Here is a 22,395-nt window from a genome sequence, read left to right on the forward strand (position 1 = left end):
CCATCAGAAGTATCCAGTGTTTATATCTGTAAGGGAAAGTATAGCAAGAAATACCATTATAGTAAGTCCTGCAGGGGTTTATCCAACTGCTCCACCCAAGTTTACCAGTTAGAGCTAAATGAAGCTAAAAGAGTCGGTAGGACGTTATGCGGATGGGAGGATTAGATAATTTATAAAATCAGTAATTGATTAATTATTATTTAAAAATCCGAATGGTTTTTTTATTAAATCAATATCAAAAGTTTCTACATCTGAAAACTTGCTAAATTCAGTTTTCATCCTATGATATATTTTCAATGGTTGTTTCCCAAAGTCCTTTAAAATATATTCCTTTTTTGTTTCTAAATCTAGTGCACCATAGTATCTGGATTCCACAATTATTTCCATCGGGTCCAAAGGAATATTAAACTCCACTTTAATTTTAAGAGGTATTTCTGGATAATTCACTGTTATCTTTTTAATATACTTTTTGACCATTGAAACCTTTTCTTCAAAACTTACGAATTTGATAATGGATTGTTTATTCTCATTAAATATCCTTTCATTAACAAGGTCCTTCATACTCTTATCAAAATACTCCTTTTTATATGGGTCAGACAAATCCACATACCGTTCGAACAAATTAAATTTAAAGTCATCTTTAAGCTCAAGAAGTACCCTATTGCTATTTTCAACCTTTTCTAATTCAAGAGCAATTTCCTTTAGGATTTCATCAGTCTTATAAGCATCTTTATCTATTCTTTTTTTCTCCTGGTTATACAATTCCATATCTCCCCCAGTAACAAATAATTGATAGTTTCGCCTGGTTTCCTTCGTAAACTGCTCTTGCCTGTTTAAATGGTATGTCTGTTTCGTTTTAAGTGCATTTTTTTGATTTTCGTTTCCCCCTGCTTCATATGTTTTTTTGGCTAGTTCATAAAGCTCTTGTCCAAGTAATATTTCCTCAAAAACAAGCTTATCTATTGCCCAAGCTCTAACGGCCTTGCTTCCGCATTTTGGCACCCCTCTATTAACTTCGCTTAAACATCTATAATACGAATGCCTATGCCTTTGTGAAACAGTATACCTTGATCCACATTTAGCGCAAAATAAAACTTCATTAAGAATAAACTTTTTCGATTTACTACCTGGTTTTTTATATCTCTTCCCTATATCATCAATCAACTTATCATGGATATCCTTATCAATAATGGCTGGTACTTTTAATTCTAATTCATTGTGCTTTGCTCTACCAGAATAGGTCTTGTTATAAATCATATAACGTATGGTGGCTGGAGTCCAGATTATTTCATACCGTGTAGCTATACCTAATTCATTAAGATGATTAGCTATTCGTATATAGCCATATCCTTGTTGATATAATTCAAATATTAGTAATACCGTTTTAGCTTTTTCTTCGTGAATTTTCCATTTCCCATTTTCATCTTTGGTATAACCGAAAGGTGCGATACCATGTGGGATACCCTCTATTGCATTACGTCTTAGTACAGTTTTGATTTTCTTCGCTGTTAACCTAGCAAAGTGTGCATCCATTCCTGCTTTAATAGTATAGAATAAATAAGTGTTTTCATCTTTAAAATCTGTTTCTACTCCATTATCGTACAATAAAGTACCAGTATTCTTGAGAAGGTCTGCAAATGTATGCCACGCTATTTCATTTCGAGCTAATCGTGAACTATCCCATATATAAACCCCATTTATCTTTTTGCTACGAATATCTTTAAGTAATTCGGAAAATTTGGGTCTATCTTCCTCGGATTTTTGTCCACTAATTATTCCCTCATCATAAAATTTATATTCCATTTGGTTCTCAACGGCAAACTCTTGCCCAAGCAATCGTTGTTCTTTGATACTTTTTTCTTTTGCCCTTTCCCTGCTCTTTCTGATGTATATTGCTAACATAAAATAAGTGTGAAATATAAAGTTACATAATTCATGCTAATAACTCCAATTATTCCACTGTGGTCTGCCGTCATACATTTTATTCATCGGCAATCCGTTTAGGTGCACTTCACCATATTGAGAATCATAACCTCTTACCCTAAAAAATGCCTGACCAAAATCAAAAGCCGCCCTATTTAGAAAAATATCTCTCGTTGATTGTAGTAAAGCGAGTGCATTAGAATTTATCTCATCATCCAACAACTCATCATCGGAAATATTAATGAGATTTATAGATTTTTCTACAGTCACATCTCTTTCCAGAAAAATGACACCTAAGTCAATAGTATTGTCATCAAGAAATACGGGAATTCTTTTTATATCGTAATCAGGAGTAGAAATTTGAAGTATAAATTCTCCTTTATTTGAAGTAATTAATTTGAATTCTCCTAATTCATTAGTAGTTATCGGTGTAGATTCTCCTTCTAAGACTACTTGTGCATTGGTAATTACCTCACTTTTAACCCTTTCTTTTATTATCCCAGAAATGGTCGTTGCATTTTGAGCATTTATGAAACATATTTTAAAAAATAGTACTAAAAATAGGGTATGCTTAATCATTCTATATCTTAAGGCTTTACTAATGGGCCAATAAGATACTATTTAAGAAATAATTAACGTGAAATTTCCGTATACTCGCTTATAATTAAGACAAAATACCCTCGATAATGCGATTACTACTTCTTATTTGCTTCTTTTCCCCATTACTCATATGTGCCCAAAAATCTGATACTTACCAAATTAGAACCGTTGCTTTTTATAATCTTGAGAACCTATTTGATACTAAAAACGATACATTAATTTTTGATGATGATAGAACTCCCGAAGGAAAAGACAAATGGACAGAAGAACGCTACCTGAACAAACTGGAAAATATGTCAAAGGTCATTTCTGAAATTGGATCTACCGATAATAAAACAGCACCAGATATTGTAGGAGTTTGCGAAGTAGAAAACTTAGGTGTACTTGAAGATTTAGTACATCATAAGAACTTAGCGAAGTTCAATTACGGAATTGTACATTTCGAATCTCCTGATGAACGTGGCATTGACGTTGCGCTACTTTATAAGAAAAGCGCCTTTGTACCTGTTAATTTCAATAGTCATAGATTACTACTTTTTAACCTTGATGGAAAACGAGATTATACCAGAGATCAACTCATAGTAGAGGGCTTATTAGATAACGAAAAGATATACTTTGTGGTCAACCATTGGCCTTCTAGAAGTGGTGGCGAAGCAAGAAGCCGACCATTTAGATTAGAAGCTGCCAAACTAAATAAACGTATTATAGATTCTGTTCAAAGACAAGACGCCAATGCCAAGATTATAAGTATGGGCGATTTTAATGATGACCCTATAGACCCGAGTTTTAAAAAAATATTGAAGGTTGAAAAAAACTCTAAGAATTTGGACTCCTTAAGCCTCTACGGACCAATGGAAAAGCTTTACAAAAAAGGAAGAGGTTCTTTAGCTTACCGAGATAAGTGGAATTTGTTCGACCAACTATATATGACATCTTCCCTTATAGATACCGAGCGAGAAGGTTATCGTTATTGGAAAGTGGGCATATTTACTCCTGAATACTTAATGGACCCAAAAGGAAAATATAAAGGATATCCATTACGGACTTACGCAGGCGGAAGTTATATTGGTGGTTACAGCGACCACTTTCCTGTATATCTGCACCTCATTAAAAAAGTTCAGCCATAAAAAAAGAACCTAATACTAATGCATTAGGTTCTTTATAATTTTCTAGATTCTACAATCTTAATTAAACCATTGTCCCCAAGGAATTCTACTTAGAATAAGAAGTAAACCTATAGTGTAGAAAATAGCAATGCTTTTGAATTTTTTAGCTCCGTCAACAAACTTCTTATGTCTTGACCAACCAATGGTTATTGATACAATTGCCAGTATGTTAATGAAAGGATGCTCTACTGCCAATAAACGTGCGGCAGATGTTAAACCACCCATACCGAACTCTTGTATTGCGCTTAATCCATTTGGAGAAACAAAGTATAAAATTAACCCTACCAATAATTGAATATGGCATAAAATAAGCGCAAAAAGGCTTAATCTAAGATCTTTACCCATATTAAAGATTCGGTTGCCTACAAGTCCTGAAATAGCATTAATAACCGCTAAGATTAATACAGCCAATGCTATATAAGCCAAGTATGAATGTAGCATGTGAATAGTTTCGTACATAGTTCTAATTTTAAGTTTTAAATGTACTGAATTTTAAGCATAAAAAAACCCTGACTTTACAGTCAGGGTTTTTATTTATTTAAATTCTTGTACTAGAATTCGTAACGCAAAGTAACGTTCCAAGTTCTACCCCAACCAAAATAACCTTGGTTAGACACAGCGATACCATCATAAGTTTCATCACCAGCTTCTGCAAAATTAGCAGTAGTTAATGTTGAAAGATACTCAGTATCAAGTACGTTATTAATATTACCCCTTATTTTCAATTGCTTTAATTTATCGGCACCTAATGGAACTCTAAAAGTAATACCAGCATCTAATAAGTTGTAAGAAGGTAATTTTAAATTTTCTTTAACTGCACCTACATCAGAATATAAGTTGTCATAATATCTCCAGTCTGAATCAAATGAAAAGTTTTGGTTGATTTTATAAACAAGACCTAAACCACCTGATAATTGTGCAGCACCACCAACTTTACCGCCATCGAAATCTTCATTTTCAAAGCTAATAACATTTCTATTTTCATCTGTTATTTGTTGTACGGCCTCACCTTTATATTGCCAATCACCTACAGATAGAAAACCATTAAATGAAAGGTCAGTTGCTGGCTTTAATTTAAAATCCAATTCAACACCAGAGTGCAATTGCTCTGTACCAAAGTTAGTAGTAAATTGAAGTACATCGTCAACTATATTAGAGCTAGAAACTACTCTATCTTTCCAAGAAGTTCTATATAAGTTTAAGTTTGCTGAGAAAATTGAGCTTTTAAAACCATAACCTGCCTCTAAACCAAATATCTTTTCGTTTTCAGTTAAAGGATTCACTTGATTTGTAAAATTCAAGTAAATATTATCATGATAAGGTTGGCGGTTATAGTAACCCGTGTTAACATAAAAAGCATGAGCGTCAGAGGCTTTATAGCTAAAACCAGCTTTTGCATTATAACCTAAGTTATCTACTTTTTCAGAATCGGTACCAGGAGTTATACCTGCAGGCAGATCAACACCAGTTGATTGGCTAGAAGTACCGTCAATCAATGACTGATCTGCATATTGGTAATAGTCAAATCTTTGATGATATTGATTAGATACAGAACCCTGGAAAAAGGCAGACAAATTATCAGTTGCATATTCTAACTGAGTAAATAAACCACCATAAGAAATACGCTCTTCATTATTGTAACCAATTTTTTGATCTAATGGGTACGAATCAAATGCAGCTTCCCAGCCAGAAGGTCTAAATGTTTCTGTTGCAGTAGCAAACTTATATGTACCAAAACTACCGTAAGTTTGGTGATCATTGTTTTGGTCTCTTAAACGGATATTATCGGTGAACGAATTTAAACCGTGTAAATTAGAAGCAACTCTAAAGTGCTTACCATAGTATGTTCTTAAATCAAAACCAACGTTCCAAGAAAGTTCGTCTGTAATTTTAGTTTCATAATTGGTAATTAAACCATACCAGCTATGCAAGTTCATAGATGATCTTGTAATGTAAGCTGGTTCAGAACCAAAATTAACCCCTGCACCATCAGTTACTGCAGCATTTTGAGCATAAATAGCATCATAATCTATACGACCATCAGCGGTTCTGATACGGTTACCTAAGTTACCTGTACCACCACCATTACCCCAAGAGGCATATAATACTGTAGAAAGATTAGACTTATCACTTATAGTCCAATCCCAGTTTAAGTTAGCAACTGGTTTATGATAAAAATTTCTTCTTTCAGTTAAGTACTGACCGTTATATGTACCCCAGTTATTATTATACCTTAAACCATTTTCTAAATAACTAGAAATAGATTTTGTAAAGTTTTGATCATGAAATTGTGGAGCACCGGTAATTAAAAAGTTAAATCCGTGCTTTTCGTTTGGTCTATAACCTGCAGAAATGAAATATGTTTGACCTTCACCGAAGTTTCCTTCATTGTAGCCATCTCCTTGCCAGTGAGAAAGCATGACACTTAAACCCCAACCTTTTTCAGAAACACCAGTATTATAACCTGCAGTTGTTTTAATGTAGTTATCATTAGCAACTGTTGCGTAAGCAAAACCACCTGCATTCATTTCTGTTGCTTTGGTTACAAAGTTAACTGTACCACCAACAGATGAAATTGCCAATTTAGAAGAACCCAAACCACGTTGAATTTGAACTCCACTAGAAATATCATTCAAACCAGACCAGTTAGACCAGTACATTTTACCATCTTCCATACCGTTAATCGGCTGACCGTTTAAAAGGAATGCCGTGTTGTCTTGCTCAAAACCACGAACTCTAATGTCAGAATCTCCAAAACCTCCTGCTTGACCAGATACATAAACAGATGGAGTGTTTACCATTGTCATTGTAATATCTTGAGTACCAATTTTCTCTTGAATGATTTCAACAGGAATAGAAGATACTGCTATCGGTGTTTGTCTATCGCTAGCAAGGTCAATAAGACCTCTACCAACTACAACAACACCTTCTAATTCTTCAGCATTTGGCTCTAAAACAATAGAACCAATATTTCCTGAAGAAGTAAAAGCAATTTGTTTTGAATTAAAACCGATGTAAGAAACTACTAAAGTTCCAGATGCAGAACTTGTGTTAATTGTAAAATTTCCATCAAAATCAGATGAAGTACCATTTGAAGTACCTTTTACCATTACTGTAGCACCTGGCAAAGGAGAATTTGTATCTCCATCTAGTACAGTACCAGTAATTGGTCCTTGTGAAAAAGCAGTTACGGTCATTAAAAATGCCGCTAATGCAAAATACATTTTTTTCATTTTCTTCGAGTATTTGTTAGTTTTTTTAACTTGCTGCAAAAGTCATTTATTTTTATACCTCCAACGTTAAGAGAACGTTAAATCAGCAAAGTAAAAATACCTAAAAACCTAACACAATTAAAGTGAAAATGAAATAGTTATCCTTTTGTGATGAACTTTATCGTATTTATAATTATTTCTTAAAATATTGCAAAAGTCTCATCGTAGAGCTATCGTGATCGGAAATTTCTGAATTGTTAATATCATCAAGTATGGTACCAGCAAGCTGCTTACCTAACTCTACACCCCATTGATCATAGCTAAATATGTTCCAAATTACTCCTTGTACAAATATTTTATGCTCGTACAACGCGATTAGAGACCCCAAACTTTTCGGAGTGAGCTTATCTATTAAAATGGTATTAGTCGGCTTGTTGCCAGTAAATACCTTAAAAGGTGCAAGCTTATTAATTTCTGCTTCAGATAAATTTTTAGTCTTTAATTCGGCAACTACCTCTTCTTTAGTTTTACCATTCATTAAGGCTTCGGTCTGTGCAAAATAATTTGCCATCAATTTATTATGGTGACCCTTATCGCCATGTAAAGAATGCTTAAAACCTATGAAATCTGTGGGTATTAATTTTGTACCCTGATGTATCAATTGAAAAAATGCATGTTGCGAATTTGTACCTGGCTCTCCCCAAATAATAGTTCCTGTTTCATAACCAACTTTATTGCCAGCTCTATCTACACTTTTACCATTACTTTCCATTATACCTTGTTGTAAGTAGGCAGAAAATCTACTTAAATATTGTGCATAAGGAATGATGGCCTCTGTCTCTGCACCATAAAAGTTATTATACCATACACTTATCAGTGCCATAACAACTGGAATGTTCTCTGAAAATTCAGTTCCCTTAAAATGTATATCGGCTTCGTTGGCACCCTGTAACATGGCATCAAAGTTATCATAACCAACTGCCAAGGCAATTGTTAAACCTACTGCACTCCATAATGAGAATCTACCACCTACCCAGTCCCACATCGGGAATACATTTGCGGCGTCAATACCGAATTCAGCAATTTTTTCGCTATTAGTTGATACCGCAGCAAAGTGCTTTGCAATATCTTCTTGCGTACCATGCTTTAAAAACCATTTTTTAATTGTGGTCGCATTACTTAATGTTTCTTGAGTTGTAAAAGTTTTAGATACTACAACGAACAAGGTTGTCTCTGGATTTAATGTTTTTAAGATTTCATGAACATGATCACCATCTACATTACTTACAAAATGAATAGATAATTGATTCTTATAAAATTTTAAAGCTTCGGTCACCATTGCCGGACCTAGATCTGAACCACCAATACCTATATTTACTACATCGGTAAATGCCTTACCGGTATATCCTTTTAGCTCGCCATTAATTACTGAGCTGGTATATTCTTTAATATGCTCTTTTACCTCATATATCTCTGGCATTACATTTTCACCATCAACTAAAACAACATCGTCTTTTTTAGCACGAAGCGCTGTATGTAAAACAGCTCTACCTTCTGTTTCGTTGATTAGATCGCCACCAAAATAATCTTTTATAGCTCCCTTTAAATTTACCTCATCAGCCAATTCAAGCAACATCTGCATTGTATCTTCTGATATTCTATTTTTTGAATAATCGAACAAAAAATCATTCCACTTTAAGGTGAATTTTTCAGCTCTTTTTGCATCCGAAGAAAACAAACTTCTTAGGTGCGTACCTTTTGTTTCTTCGTAATGAGCCGTTAATTTCTTCCAAATATTAGTTTGCTGTGGGTTTATTTTATTTAGTGCCATTTTCTTAATTAAGTGTTAGTAAATCTTCGTCTTCCTCTAATAAGACCTCAGGATATATAATGCAATCTAACTGTTCTTTATATGTGGAGATATATGCGAAATATGCTTCTTTAAGTGAATCTGCCAAAGGTTCTGCCTGCGGAAGCTCTTCTCGTAATGGATCAACTTGCTTTCCATTTTTCCAAAAGCGATAGCATACATGAGGCCCCCCTGTATTACCTGTCATTCCAATCCATCCTATTACATCACCCTGCCTTACAAATTGACCTTTTTTTACATTCTGCGCCTTCATATGTAAATATTGGGTAGAATACGTGCCATTATGTCTAATCTTAACATATTTACCATTACCACCTCTTCTTGTAGATTCTTCTACCGTACCATCGGCAGTAGCCATAATTGGCGTTCCAATAGGTGCTGCATAATCAGTACCTTTATGTGGGCGTAATTTATAACCGTAGTATTTTATTCTTCTTTTCAGATTGTACCTAGAAGATAACCTACCATATTCTACTGGCATTCTTAAAAATGTCCTTCTTAGATTATTGGCATCTTCATCAAAATAATCTACCAAACTCCTTAAAGAATCATTTTCGTAAGCGAAGGCATAAATAGGTTTTCCGTTATGTTTAAAATAGGCTGCTTCTATTGGTTCTGCCCCTGCATAAACCGTATCGTTTATATATTTTTCATTGTAGATAATCTTAAACTTATCGTTTTTTTGTAATCTAGAAAAATCGATAGTCCATGCATAAACGTTTGCTAGATTATGCGTAACATTATAATCTACGCCCTGTTCTAATATCGCTTCTGACAGACTAGATTTTATAACACCAGAAACTTCTCGTTGAACAAATTTAACCTTGTTCTTATCTCTATAGACATTTACACCATCGCGCAAATCTACAACTGTGTAGTTAATTGGATCGTTCTCATAAATAAATACCTGAGCTTGTGCCGTAGTATCTTTAGATTGTAAAATGGTGTACGGCTTACCCACGCGAATTTTACGAACGTCAAAACTATCTTTGAAGTTCTCTGAAATAGCCAGAACCTTCGGATAGTCTACTTTATTCTTCTGCATTAATTCGCCAAAACTATCGCCATATTTAATAGTATCTAACTTAACATTGAATTCGTCTAAATTAAAACCAAATCTCTCATTGACTTCTGGCACTTCAACAACCTCAACATTTTGAGCTACATCTTTCTTCTTATTATCGGCGTCATTGCATGATGCAATGACTGTTAATGCCAATAATATTCCCCAATACTTCTGCATTATTCTACTCTTGATTTATCTGGATTCAACATATGGTCTACCCATTGCTTACCCCAATTATTTAATTCTTGCTCTGTATACAATTCTGGAAAAAATACAATTTTCTGAAAGCTTGGCGGTAAATACTCTTTCCAATTTGTACCTCCTGTAGCTTCTATATCACCAGTGTCTCTTCTTAAATACCTATGGGCAGAACCCATGTGCATTAATTGCCAATTAATGTTGGCATTTATATCCAAAGTTTTCAATGATTCAACCAAAGTTTTATCTTGTCTCTGCTCTTTGGGTAAACTTAAGTATTTATGATATATTGTGGCGTTCTCTACCTGTTTTGCTATTCTTATGAGCCTTGGTGTATACCGATACTCGAACTGCTTTAAGGTCAAGGTTTTTTCGCCTGTATCTTTATCTGTAGCACCTCTTTTCCAATAGATATGTTCGTATAATTCTTCGATTGTAGATTCTGATGAAAACTGAGCCCTTTCTGTAATATGTACCAAGTTTTCTAAAGGCGTAGCATATAACTCGATCATTCTAAATTGTGCCGACTGAAAACCGCTTGCAGGTAACAAAGCCATTCGATATTGCAAAAATTGCTCGCGCTCCATACCTTTTATCATCACACTAAATGAAGATATTAGAACGGTATAATAGCTATTTATTCTTCTAACTTTTTCAATAAAAAAGGCTAGGTTGTCACTTTTATCATCTACCAGTTGTTTTTGCTCGTGCAAAATAAGCTTAAAATACAACTCTGTAATTTGATGGTACATGATGAAAATCTCTTCATCAGGAAAATGTGTTCTTGGAACTTGGAGACTTAATAAGGTATCTAGATGAATATAGTCCCAATAGGTCAGATAACGTTGGTGCAATAAGCCATCTAAATATGAGCTTAGATCTTGCCCTGAATCTTTATATTTTTCTTCTAGTTTAGAGATTTGGGATTTGATCTTCTCTTTATCTTCCATCTTCTGGTCTAATCCATTATAATTTTAAACTGATGCTTAAGACCATTATACCCATCAATATCTGCTTTTATAGCACCCACCGCTAAATCTGCTTTAATTCTTATAGGAATTCGATTGTCGTCGTTCGAAACCCATAAAGATAAACTTTCTTGCTCTTTAAATACACGCCCTGATTGTACCAAGGGCCTAAATTTTAAGCATTCCACTTTACCATACTTTGTATTCAAAACTTCTATACCTAAATATTTAAGTTTAAAGTCAAAAATACCATCATCGTCATAAAGCATTTTCAGGTTAATCGCTTTCCCAATTTCAAGGTCTTCCATTTTATAGTTGTTCCTCAAAAAATAAAAAGCGGATATTAAATCCTGTATATTGTTCTCTAATGTAAAATTAAGCTTTTTCTTGTTTTTCTTATCATTAAGTTCTGCTTTAGAAGTTTTATGATCAAAGTTTATTTCAACATCTTTGGTATAACCGCCTTCATCAATTTTACGCACGAACCTATAAGGTTTACCATCTTGCTTATCAAAATAGCTTTCATATGTATCATCTACCTTAAAAAACCAACTAGCTACACCAGTTGTTTCGCCATGACCTACTACATGATAAACAGCCTTGTCACCTATAGTTGCAGAATTAACTTGTAGTGTGGCATAACTCGCATTTAAAAAACCATAATGCATTCTAAACTTCAACCATTCTCCTGTCTTAAAGGCAGACTGAGAACTTTGACCTTGGACACCAAAATATGTTAAGATAAGGGCGAATAAAAATAGTTTTTTCATAGTCCGTATTTTAATGTAAAAATAGTCATAGATAATTCTCTATCACTTTCATTACAATATCTTAAACAAAATTTATTCCAAAGTATTGTTGTATAAAAAAAGCCCAGTTTAAAAACTGGGCTTTTCCTAAATAACCAACCAAACTTTAAATTATGAAAAACCACTACTTAAAGTTGTAAGGGAACCACCCCTTAGCTGATGTAAATTTAAGGCACATTATTCTACCAACAGTACTGTTTAACTTACTTTAATGATAACCTTAACAGTTATTCACACTTCTTATTAATAATTGGGAATCTATTAAGAATTATCGATTCACCTAAAGCATTATTTATTACTAATAATGATAACCTTTAGGTATTAAAACCAGTAACCTACACTTACAAAGAATTGTGATTTCTCTATTTCAGGGGTCCAAGAATACATTAAGTTAATCGGACCTAAAAATGACTCTAAACCATACCCAATACCGTAACCTGAATATGTTGGCGCCTTAAACCAATCGCCGGTTCTAAAAAGATCATCATCAACATTTGCAAAATTTGCCGTGAATAAAGCATGGTTCTTTTTGGCAAATTCAAAATCTAACCTGGCATAAGCTTTTACGAAACTGTTGCCTGGTAAACTAATAAAGTCATACCCAACAAATGGAACAAAATTATTTATAAAATCAGTACCATAACCGCCAAGAAGAAAATCGAACGAAGTTACATTTGAGGTGCCCAATTTAAAACCACCTTCTGTTTCTATATTTATAGATAGCTTATCCATTAAAGGCATTGCCATACCCAAACGAGCTTTAGAGACAGAAAAATCTTTAAAATTGTTGTTAAAATCAGATGACAACACGTAATAATGCATATCGCCATTAAAATATAGACCCCTTGAAGGAAAATACTTGTCATCGTATGTATCTAATTTAAGCGCGCCATAAGCGCTAATAAAATTACTTCTATCAAAATATGTTCTACCATTACTAGCTGTAGTACCTGGAGTTGTACTATTAGGCGTATCTGCAAATGTTCTAGTACTATATTGTAAATGTTTAAACTCTGCACCAAGTGTAAATGCAAACTCTTCTTTTACTACGGTTTGTATATATAACTGATTTGTAAAGTCAGATACATTTAAATTAATTCTATTAAGTGTCGTTCCTGTACCAACTTCAAAATTATCTTGAATTAAATCAAAATTTATTTCTTGCTCAAAATCATTGAATCTAGAATTTATCCCAAAACTCCAATAGCTACCTTTATCTATGTAATATTCAAAATTATATCTAATATTATCGCCTAAAATAAAATCAAAAGAAGCGACATCATCTTTTGAGAGTATTCTTCTTTTTGTGAGGTTTATAAGTGCCGCGCTTTTATATAAATCATCGAAATGGGCTCCCAATCTTAGAAAAGAGGTGTTTTTAATTTCATCTAACGGTAATATTAAATCTTCCCCTCCATTTATATTATCTAGCAGCTTATACTTGATGGTTCTAAAATTGCCTGTAGCAGATAAATTACTGATTCCTTGTTGAAGCTTTTTAAAATTCGTTGGCTCATCTAAATTAAAACGTAGCTTACCTTTTACATAACCTCTAGTATGCACCGTATTACCATCAATCAACAATCTATTTACTATTAATTGTTTTTCACCCTCAACAACTGAAATTGCATTTTTGCCTTTCTTATAATCGGTCGATAGCTGCCTTAACTCGTCTATCTTCAAATTTGCGGCATCTTCACCCGTTTTAACAATCTCGCCCAACCTATTAAAATCTATTACCGAATACTGCTCAATTTTTGGCTTAATGTAGATGTCGGTCTTTTTAGATTTTATCTGCATGTCTGCTACCGTGCGATAATTATTTATTTGTAATAAAATTTCTGTCGCCGATAATAAGGCTTCCCTATCAGATAGATCATGCTGTACATCTACACCAATTATAATATCTGCACCCATTTCCCTAACTTCATCTATCGGGTAATTATTGACCACGCCACCATCTATCAACACTTTATCGTTGATGATTGTAGGTTCAAAAAGAGAAGGCAAGGTTCCGCTGGCTAAAATTGCCTCTGGCAAATATCCAGAATTTAAAATGACCTGTTTGCCTGTTTCTATATCGGTAGCTATACAAACAAATGGGGTAGGTAGTTTATTAAAATCATCAATATCTTTTACGTGGTACAGCAATCGAACAAACTCATTATATATATTCTGCCCACCAGAAAATGCAGGCGGCACTGTTACCTTAAAATTCTTAAACGGCAATGTTAACGCATACCGTTCAGAATCTTCTTTTTCATAAAAAGTTTTAGCACTTCTTGGTAAATTATCTTGAATTAAAGACCCAATATTGGTTGCCTTGAATATAGAGTCTAACTCATTAGCTGTATAACCCGCAGCATATAACGCCCCAACAATGGCACCCATGCTAGAACCACCGATATAATCGATCTCAACACCCGCTTCTTCTATAATTTTTAACGCACCTATATGCGCCATGCCTTTTGCCCCGCCACCACTTAACACTAGACCTATTTTTGGTTTCTTATTTTCTTCATTGTTTTGAGCAATCAAAGAACTGGCGCTTAATAAAAGTACCGCTAAGACCATTGGTATTCTACGGATATTATTCTTTACGAAAAGAGTCATATATCTTTTTTGCTTTTGACGCACCCACCTCTTGACTTAGACTATCTACAGAAGCTTCTTTTATACGCTTTACCGATTTAAATTTCTTAAGCAATTGTTGGGCTGTCTTTTCACCAACACCATCTATACCTTCCAATTCAGAATTAATGGCCCCTTTGCTTCTTTTATTTCTATGAAATGTAATACCGAATCTATGGGCCTCATTTCTTAAATATTGAATTATTTTAAGGCTCTCAGACTTTTTATCTAAATATAAAGGTATTGGGTCTTCTGGAAAATATATTTCCTCTAAACGTTTTGCAATACCTATAATAGCGATTTTACCTCTTAAACCCAATAAATCTAAACTTTTTAACGCCGATGACAATTGACCCTTACCACCATCAATGACAATTAACTGCGGCAATGGCTGCATTTCTTCTTGCAATCTTTTATATCTACGATATACCACCTCTTCCATTGAAGCAAAGTCATCTGGTCCGGTAACCGTTTTTATATTATAATGTCGGTATTCTTTCTTTGATGGCTTACCATCTTTAAACACCACACAAGCAGCTACAGGGTTGCTGCCTTGTATATTACTGTTATCAAAACACTCAATATGTTTAGGTTCGGCAGATAATCTGATATCTTTTTTCATCTGTGCCATAATTCTATTTGTATGGCGATCAGGATCAATGATTTTAATTTGATTAAAACGTTCTTGCCTAAAGAATTTGGCATTACGCTCAGATAAGTCTAATATTCGTTTTTTATCCCCTAACTTAGGTATGGTCACTTTTATACCTGGTGATACCGCAATATTAAAAGGTACATATAATTCTTTTGAGTCTGATTTAAATCGCTCTCTTATTTCTACTATAGCCAACTCAAGCAAATCTTCATCTTGCTCTTCTAGCTTCTTTTTAATCTCCATAGTGTGAGACCTAATAATTGAGCCATGTGCCAATTGCAGAAAGTTTACATAAGCAAAGGCATTATCAGAAATTATACTGAATACATCTACATTACTAATTTTAGGATTGACAATTGTTGTCTTCACCTGGTAGTTCTCTAAAACGTCTATTTTATCTTTAATCTTTTGTGCTTCTTCAAACCTCATTTCATCTGCCAGAGCTTTCATCTGACCTTTAAAATAGGTGATCGATGATTTAAAATTGCCTTTTACAATTTGTCTAATATCATCTATTTGACGATCATATTCTGTAAGCGACTGAAACCCCTCGCACGGACCTTTACAATTGCCCAAATGATATTCTAAACACACTTTGTACTTACCTGCATTTATTTTTTCTGCGGATAAGTCATAGTTGCACGTTCGTAACGGATAAACACTTTTAATTAAATCTAAAAGCACTCGCACCGTTTTCATACTGGTATACGGACCAAAATATTCTGACCCATCTTTAATAACTCTTCTCGTCGGAAAAAACCTTGGAAACCGTTCATTTTTCAAACACAACCAAGGATAAGATTTGTCATCTTTCAGTAATACATTGTAGCGAGGTCTTAATTCCTTGATTAGGTTATTCTCCAACAGCAGGGCATCTGACTCTGTTGGCACCACAATATGTTTTATAGACCTAATTTTTTTAACCAAAACACGGGTTTTACCGTACTCATGATTCTTATTAAAGTAGGATGATACTCTTTTCTTTAAATTTTTTGCTTTACCTACATATAGTATACTTTCATTACTGTCATAAAACTGATATACCCCCGGACCGGTAGGTAATGCACTAAGCTGTATATTTAATGGTATTTCTGTCATAATTCAACACTACTAATTTAGTCTATAAATGCCATTTCGTCTTACACCACGAGCGTTAATGTTATTGACCATAATTTTGGACTAATTATGAATATTATATTTTAATGGATAATAATTTATCATCTAGATAATATTTTGTTATTCATATTATTTGATTACTAATTATAAATAATAATCATATATTTAAATCTTTGATTTTCAGGTAATTAATTATTTGTATGTTTCGTTATATGAATGAAATTGTTAATTTTTTAATAAAAAAGTGCATTTCACCGAGAAAAAAGTGCATTTCAAAGATGTTATATTAATTATTTTACCTATTTTTAACTCAACAACAACAATTATTGGCTCATTTACAAAAAAGAATATTATGGATAGTTATATCATCACTTTAGGAACCTACCTTATTTTAATGTTATTTTTTAAGGTATTTTTTGCTGTTGCAGGTAAAGAATAATTCGAAATATCATTGCGATAAAATGACTTCACTATGTTGAAGAAAGATTTACGCATAAAATATTCTAGACTACGTAGTTCCCTAACACCCTCTCAATTATCTTCTCAAAGTATTGCAATTGCAAATTCAGTTTTGCAGTTATCAATATGGAATAATTCATATTTCCACATTTTTTTACCTATAGAACAAAAAGCCGAGATCGATACGGAAGGTATCATATCAATTCTTCTTGGTCTAGATAAAAATGTAATCGTTCCGAAAATTAAGTCTTCTACAGAATTAGAGCATTTTCTACTTACCGACAACACAAAATTTATTACAAATAGCCTCAATATTCCAGAGCCTGTAGATGGTATAAACATTGAACCCAATAAGTTAGATGTGGTTTTTATTCCGTTATTAGCTTTTGACAAGGCAGGAAATAGAATAGGATATGGAAAAGGGTATTACGACCGCTTTTTAAATGAATGTAGGCAGGATGTCGTTAAAATAGGACTATCATTTTTCGAAGCTGAAAATTCTATAGATGATATAGATACTACAGATATACCTTTAAATTTCTGCGTTACACCTACTAAAACCTATTCTTTTAAAACGTCTTGATCTTGAATACTCTTAGGTTCTTGAATTGGCTCCTCTTCTTCTTTATTAAATGCTCTTTTATTAAATACTAAAAGTATACCTACGCCAGTGCTTATAGCGGTGTCGGCAATATTAAAAACAGGTTCAAAAAATCTAAAATTCTGCCCACCTACCATAGGCATCCAAGTGGGCCAAGTAGAATCTACCATCGGGAAGTATAACATGTCTACTACCTTACCATAAAACAACTTACCGTAAGGTTCATCAGAAAATAGGGTCGCTACCTCATTATAGCTTTCATTAAATATGGCACCGTAAAAAACCGAGTCTAAAATATTACCTAAAGCCCCTGCAAATATTAATGAAACCGCCCATATTAATGTGCTAGATGCTTTTTTCTTAATAACATCAAAAAGCCAATAACCGATACCGAATATGGCAAATAACCGAAAGATAGTCAGTACTAATTTTCCGATATTATCTGAGATAGGCAATACATCACTAAGTTTTGCACCCCATGCAGCACCTTCATTTTCAATAAATAGAATTTTGAACCAGTTAAATACCTCAACCGACTCACCTAGTACAAAATGGGTCTTTATATAAATTTTACTCCATTGATCAATAATTAATATCAATAGAATAAATAGTATAGATTTTTTAATGTTCATGGGCTTTCATCAATGAGCGCAAAAATATAAATATTATTCGGTTTTACTAAGATCTATATTACCGGTAACCGTTTGTAATTTAAAAATTGAATTGCCATAGGGTATTGTATTAGAAGAAACCATACCATATTTACTTTCAGCCGAAATTTGAGCTCCGCCAGAAATTACTTCAATATGACCACTTTGAGATTTTACTTTAGCATTTGCTTCTACTTTATTTAACAAACAACTACCATCTGATAAAGAGATATTCAATTCTTTAAAAATACCTTCAACTACCACTCTAGAATTGGTGCCGAAAATTTCTAGTTGCTTGTGCTGTGGAATATTTAATTTCAATAAAATTGAAACTACTTTATGCGCACTTAGTTTATCATTCGGGTTTTCGAAACTCGGAGAAAAGCCAGTTTCAATAATTAGGTTAGTGCCATTAGTTGAGACTTCTAAACCTAAATCTTGACTATACTCACCTTCCATCTCTGCTTCAATCGTAATTTCATTACCCTTATTAGTCTGCACCTCTACTATAAAACAATTGGAAGCATCTACTTGAATAAGACCAATATGTGCTGCTAAAATCTTATTATATACTTTCTTCTGAGCACTAAGCCCTAAAGAGAGTAACAATAAATAGCAGAGTAAAAATCTTTTCAAAATAGTAGCTATTAAAAAACGCCCCTAAGGGCGTTTTAATTATGATTGCATATTTTTAGCTTCAATGCTAAGCGTAGCATGCGGTACTAGTTTTAATCGCTCTTTATTGATTAATTTACCAGTTACTCTACATATGCCGAATGTTTTGTTCTCAATACGTAACATCGCATTCTTTAGGTCGCGAATAAACTTCTCTTGCCTAATAGCTAATTGGGTATTAGCTTCTTTACTCATTGTTTCAGAACCTTCTTCAAAAGCTTTAAAGGTAGGCGATGTATCATCGGTACCATTATTACCATCATTCATATAAGCACTTTTTAAAAGCTCTAAATGATTTTTTGCCTTTTCTATTTTATCCTCTATCAATATTTTGAATTCTGCCAAATCTTTGTCAGGATATCTTACTTTTAAATCTTCTGCCATCTTTTAATGTTTTTCAATAAACAATTTAGTGTTCACCTCGTCAAAAGCAATTTCTATGCCTTTATCCAATTTTTCAACAAAATTTAATTCTGCCGTTAAGGTCTCTGCTTTAATATACTCAATATTATTTTTAACAGCTACTTCAACAAAACCATCTTTCAATATTTCAATTGCAATTTTATCTGTCACTTCAAATCCTGAATCTTTTCTAATATTCTGAATTCTATTAACTAATTCTCTTGCAACACCTTCATTTCTCAACTCCTCATTAATCGTTACGTCTAAAGCAACAGTTAATTTACCAGAAGTTGCGACCATCCAACCTTCAATATCTTGAGAAGAAATCTCTACATCTTGTAACTGTAAAGTAATACTTTTATTTTCTAATTGTATTGTTAATTCGCCATCCTGCTCAATTTTTTGGATATCATTCTGGTCAAAACCATTAACAACCTGAGCAATCTGTTTCATTTCTTTACCAAACTTCGGACCTAATGTCTTGAAATTAGGCTTAATACGTTTTACCAAGATACCAGAGGCATCATCTAACAGCTGAATTTCCTTAACGTTAACTTCAGATTTAATTAATTCTGATACCGCTTCAATTTCTTCTCTGTCTTTATCATCTAAAACGGGAATCATTATTTTCTGTAATGGCTGACGCACCTTTATTTTCTCTTTTTGACGAATTGATAATACTAAAGAAGAAATAATCTGCGCTTTCTGCATCTTAACTTCTAAACTTTGATCGATCAGCGACTCATCTGCCACCGGAAAATCAGCTAAATGCACACTTTCAAAACCATCTTTTACCGTTGCCCTGTTCAAATCTAAATACAATTGATCCATGAAAAAAGGAGCAATTGGTGCCGATAATTTTGCGACAATATCTAAACATGTATATAAGGTTTGGTATGCTGCGATTTTATCTGTTGCATATTCTCCTTTCCAAAAACGCCTTCTACATAAACGAACATACCAGTTACTCAGATTTTCTTGAACGAAGTCAGATATTGCTCTTGCAGCACGTGTAGGTTCATACTCATCATAAGCCGTGTCTACCGTTTTAATTAATGTATTTAATTCTGATATAATCCAACGATCTATCTCTGTACGTTCTGCCATAGGTACATTTTTCTCGGCATATGTAAACTTGTCTAAGTTTGCATAGAGGCCAAAAAATGAATATGTATTATATAAGGTCCCAAAGAACTTACGCTTAACCTCGGCAATACCTTCGGTATCAAACTTCAGGTTATCCCAAGGGTTGGCATTACTTATCATATACCATCTTGTAGCATCTGCACCATGCTCGTTCATCGTTTCAAATGGATCAACGGCATTGCCTAAACGCTTAGACATTTTCTTACCGTCTTTGTCTAAAACAAGTCCGTTAGAAACTACATTTTTATAAGCGACAGCATCAAAAACCATAGTTGCAATTGCATGTAAGGTATAGAACCAACCACGTGTTTGATCAACACCTTCTGCTATGAAATCTGCAGGAAATGTTTTCCCTTCATCTATCAACTCCTTGTTTTCAAACGGGTAGTGCCATTGTGCATAAGGCATAGAACCACTATCGAACCAAACATCGATTAAATCGCTCTCACGTTTCATTGGTTTTCCTGATGCGGATACTAATGTAATCTGATCAACTATGTTCTTATGTAAATCTATTTTATCATAGTTCTCTTCAGACATATCATCTACTACGAAGTCTGCATAGATATCTTTTTCCAGAACTCCCGCTTCAACAGCCTTAGCCATTTCTGACTTTAGTTCAGCCACAGAACCAATGATAATTTCTTCTTTACCGTCTTCTGTTCTCCAGATCGGCAATGGAATACCCCAATAACGAGATCTAGAGAGATTCCAGTCATTTGCGTTCGCCAACCAATTACCAAACCTACCTTCGCCAGTTGCTTTTGGTTTCCAGTTTATGGTCTGGTTCAACTCAAACATTTTATCTTTTACATCGGTTACTTTAATAAACCAAGAATCTAGCGGATAATACAAAATAGGCTTATCTGTACGCCAGCAGTTTGGGTAACTGTGCACATACTTTTCTACCTTAAAGGCTTTATTTTCTTCTTTTAATTTAATGGCAATTTCTACATCTACAGAACGCTCAGGCACTTCACCATCTTCGTAATACTCGTTCTTTACATATTTACCACCTAACTCTTTTAACTCTGGTCTAAACTTACCTTGCAAATCGACTAGTGGAACCAAGTTCGCATTTTCGTCTAACACCAACATTGGCGGTATTTCTGGTACTGCTTGTTTGGCTACAAAAGCATCATCTGCACCAAAAGTAGGTGCGGTGTGTACAATACCTGTACCATCTTCGGTGGTAACAAAATCACCAGCAATTATTCTAAATGCGTTTTCTGCATTTTCATAAGGCAACACATAATCTAATAACTGCTCGTACCTAATACCCAATAAATCTTTTCCTTTAAATTCTTTTACGACGTAGAAAGGAATTTTCTTATCACCAGACTTATATTCTAATAACTCAGCCTTTTCTGATACTTCTTTAAATTTACCCGAGAATTGCTTGCCTACCAAATTCTTGGCAAGTATAACATTCATAGGTTCAAACGTGTATTGGTTATATGATTCTACCAACACATAGTCTATTCTTGAACCTACAGTCAATGCCGTATTCGAAGGCAATGTCCAAGGGGTGGTCGTCCAAGCTAAAAAGTAAACGGTGCCTTCGTTCTGTAAAAAATCTGGCAATGTTTCTTCAACAGCTTTAAATTGTGCAGTAACCGTAGTATCTGTAACATCTTGGTAGGTGCCTGGTTGATTTAGCTCATGAGAGCTTAACCCTGTACCCGCTTTTGGCGAATATGGCTGTATGGTATACCCTTTGTAAATTAAGTTTTTCGAATAAATCTGTTTTAGCAGCCACCAAACAGTTTCCATGTATTTGGACTTATAGGTAATATACGGATCTTCCATATCTACCCAATAGCCAACTTGTTTGGTCATAGCGTTCCAAACATCGGTATATCGCATTACCGCCTTTTTACAAGCTGCATTATATTCTTCTACCGAAATTTTAACTCCGATATCCTCTTTTGTAATACCCAATTCTTTTTCGACACCTAACTCAATAGGAAGACCATGAGTATCCCAACCAGCTTTACGCTTTACTTGAAAACCCTTCATGGTTTTATACCTAGGGAAGATATCTTTAATGGTCCTTGCCATTACATGATGTATACCGGGCATACCGTTCGCTGAAGGCGGACCTTCATAGAACACATAACTCTCTTTACCCTCTCGGGTAGATATACTTTTTTCAAAAATGGCATTCTTTGACCAGTAGTCAAGTATTTCTTCTGCGACCTTTGGTAAATTCAATCCTTGATATTCTGTGAACTTCATACAAAATGCT

General features: G+C 34.0%; 16 protein-coding genes. 2 read left to right on the forward strand and 14 right to left on the reverse strand.

All coding sequences use genetic code 11. The features are described 5' to 3' along the window. Positions 1-189: 189 nt before the first annotated feature. Complete coding sequence (locus CLV90_RS15670; protein ID WP_133688458.1) at positions 190-1,902, reverse strand: recombinase family protein; 1,713 nt, start codon at positions 1,900-1,902, stop codon at positions 190-192. Between the two features lie 36 nt (positions 1,903-1,938). Continuing rightward, positions 1,939-2,502 (reverse strand): carboxypeptidase-like regulatory domain-containing protein, encoded by a 564-nt coding sequence (locus CLV90_RS15675; RefSeq protein WP_133688459.1) that lies wholly within the window; start codon positions 2,500-2,502, stop codon positions 1,939-1,941. Between the two features lie 107 nt (positions 2,503-2,609). Between CLV90_RS15675 and CLV90_RS15680 the strand changes: the two genes are divergently transcribed. Next, entirely contained in the window at positions 2,610-3,650 is a 1,041-nt protein-coding gene (locus tag CLV90_RS15680; protein WP_133688460.1) for an endonuclease/exonuclease/phosphatase family protein, read from the forward strand. Between the two features lie 57 nt (positions 3,651-3,707). Here the strand turns inward: CLV90_RS15680 and CLV90_RS15685 are convergent, their stop codons facing one another. The 8 genes from CLV90_RS15685 to uvrC all read right to left on the reverse strand — a co-directional run bounded on the left by CLV90_RS15685 (position 3,708) and on the right by uvrC (position 16,196). After that, positions 3,708-4,148 (reverse strand): hypothetical protein, encoded by a 441-nt coding sequence (locus tag CLV90_RS15685; RefSeq protein WP_133688461.1) that lies wholly within the window; start codon positions 4,146-4,148, stop codon positions 3,708-3,710. Between the two features lie 92 nt (positions 4,149-4,240). Continuing rightward, complete coding sequence (locus CLV90_RS15690; protein WP_133688462.1) at positions 4,241-6,922, reverse strand: TonB-dependent receptor; 2,682 nt, start codon at positions 6,920-6,922, stop codon at positions 4,241-4,243. A gap of 172 nt (positions 6,923-7,094) precedes the next feature. Further along, positions 7,095-8,732 carry a glucose-6-phosphate isomerase gene (pgi, locus tag CLV90_RS15695; protein ID WP_133688463.1) on the reverse strand — a complete coding sequence of 546 codons (1,638 nt, stop codon included), beginning with the start codon at positions 8,730-8,732 and terminating at the stop codon, positions 7,095-7,097. A 4-nt stretch (positions 8,733-8,736) separates the two neighbouring features. After that, complete coding sequence (locus tag CLV90_RS15700; protein WP_133688464.1) at positions 8,737-10,014, reverse strand: M23 family metallopeptidase; 1,278 nt, start codon at positions 10,012-10,014, stop codon at positions 8,737-8,739. Further along, on the reverse strand, positions 10,014-10,985 hold the full coding sequence (locus CLV90_RS15705) for a tryptophan 2,3-dioxygenase family protein (protein WP_133688465.1): 972 nt from the start codon (positions 10,983-10,985) through the stop codon (positions 10,014-10,016). The genes CLV90_RS15700 and CLV90_RS15705 overlap by 1 nt, the downstream gene beginning before the upstream one ends. Before the next feature lie 8 nt (positions 10,986-10,993). Then, entirely contained in the window at positions 10,994-11,773 is a 780-nt protein-coding gene (locus CLV90_RS15710) for a DUF3108 domain-containing protein (RefSeq protein ID WP_133688466.1), read from the reverse strand. Positions 11,774-12,133: 360 nt separating this feature from the next. Then, entirely contained in the window at positions 12,134-14,425 is a 2,292-nt protein-coding gene (locus CLV90_RS15715) for a patatin-like phospholipase family protein (RefSeq protein ID WP_133688467.1), read from the reverse strand. Continuing rightward, complete coding sequence (gene uvrC, locus CLV90_RS15720; RefSeq protein WP_133688468.1) at positions 14,403-16,196, reverse strand: excinuclease ABC subunit UvrC; 1,794 nt, start codon at positions 16,194-16,196, stop codon at positions 14,403-14,405. The genes CLV90_RS15715 and uvrC overlap by 23 nt, the downstream gene beginning before the upstream one ends. A 490-nt stretch (positions 16,197-16,686) precedes the next feature. Here uvrC and CLV90_RS15725 point away from each other — a divergent pair, with 490 nt between their 5' ends. Then, positions 16,687-17,256: a 5-formyltetrahydrofolate cyclo-ligase gene (locus tag CLV90_RS15725; RefSeq protein WP_133688469.1), complete on the forward strand. Its 570-nt coding sequence runs from the start codon at positions 16,687-16,689 to the stop codon at positions 17,254-17,256. Here the strand turns inward: CLV90_RS15725 and CLV90_RS15730 are convergent. From CLV90_RS15730 to ileS, 4 genes are read right to left on the reverse strand one after another with little or no spacing between them, the layout of a single operon-like run. Beyond that, positions 17,235-17,906 (reverse strand): lipoprotein signal peptidase, encoded by a 672-nt coding sequence (locus tag CLV90_RS15730; protein WP_133688470.1) that lies wholly within the window; start codon positions 17,904-17,906, stop codon positions 17,235-17,237. The two genes, CLV90_RS15725 and CLV90_RS15730, sit on opposite strands and share 22 nt — an antisense overlap. Positions 17,907-17,939: 33 nt before the next feature. Further along, positions 17,940-18,560, reverse strand: coding sequence for a hypothetical protein (locus tag CLV90_RS15735; protein ID WP_133688471.1), 621 nt, complete (start codon positions 18,558-18,560; stop codon positions 17,940-17,942). A gap of 39 nt (positions 18,561-18,599) precedes the next feature. Next, positions 18,600-18,983, reverse strand: a complete 384-nt coding sequence (locus tag CLV90_RS15740) for a TraR/DksA family transcriptional regulator (RefSeq protein ID WP_133688472.1) — start codon at positions 18,981-18,983, stop codon at positions 18,600-18,602. 3 nt (positions 18,984-18,986) lie between these two features. Next, positions 18,987-22,385 carry an isoleucine--tRNA ligase gene (gene ileS, locus CLV90_RS15745; protein WP_133688473.1) on the reverse strand — a complete coding sequence of 1,133 codons (3,399 nt, stop codon included), beginning with the start codon at positions 22,383-22,385 and terminating at the stop codon, positions 18,987-18,989. Positions 22,386-22,395 lie beyond the last annotated feature (10 nt).

The organism is Maribacter spongiicola (assembly GCF_004364165.1).
Taxonomy (GTDB): Bacteria; Bacteroidota; Bacteroidia; order Flavobacteriales; family Flavobacteriaceae; genus Maribacter; species Maribacter spongiicola.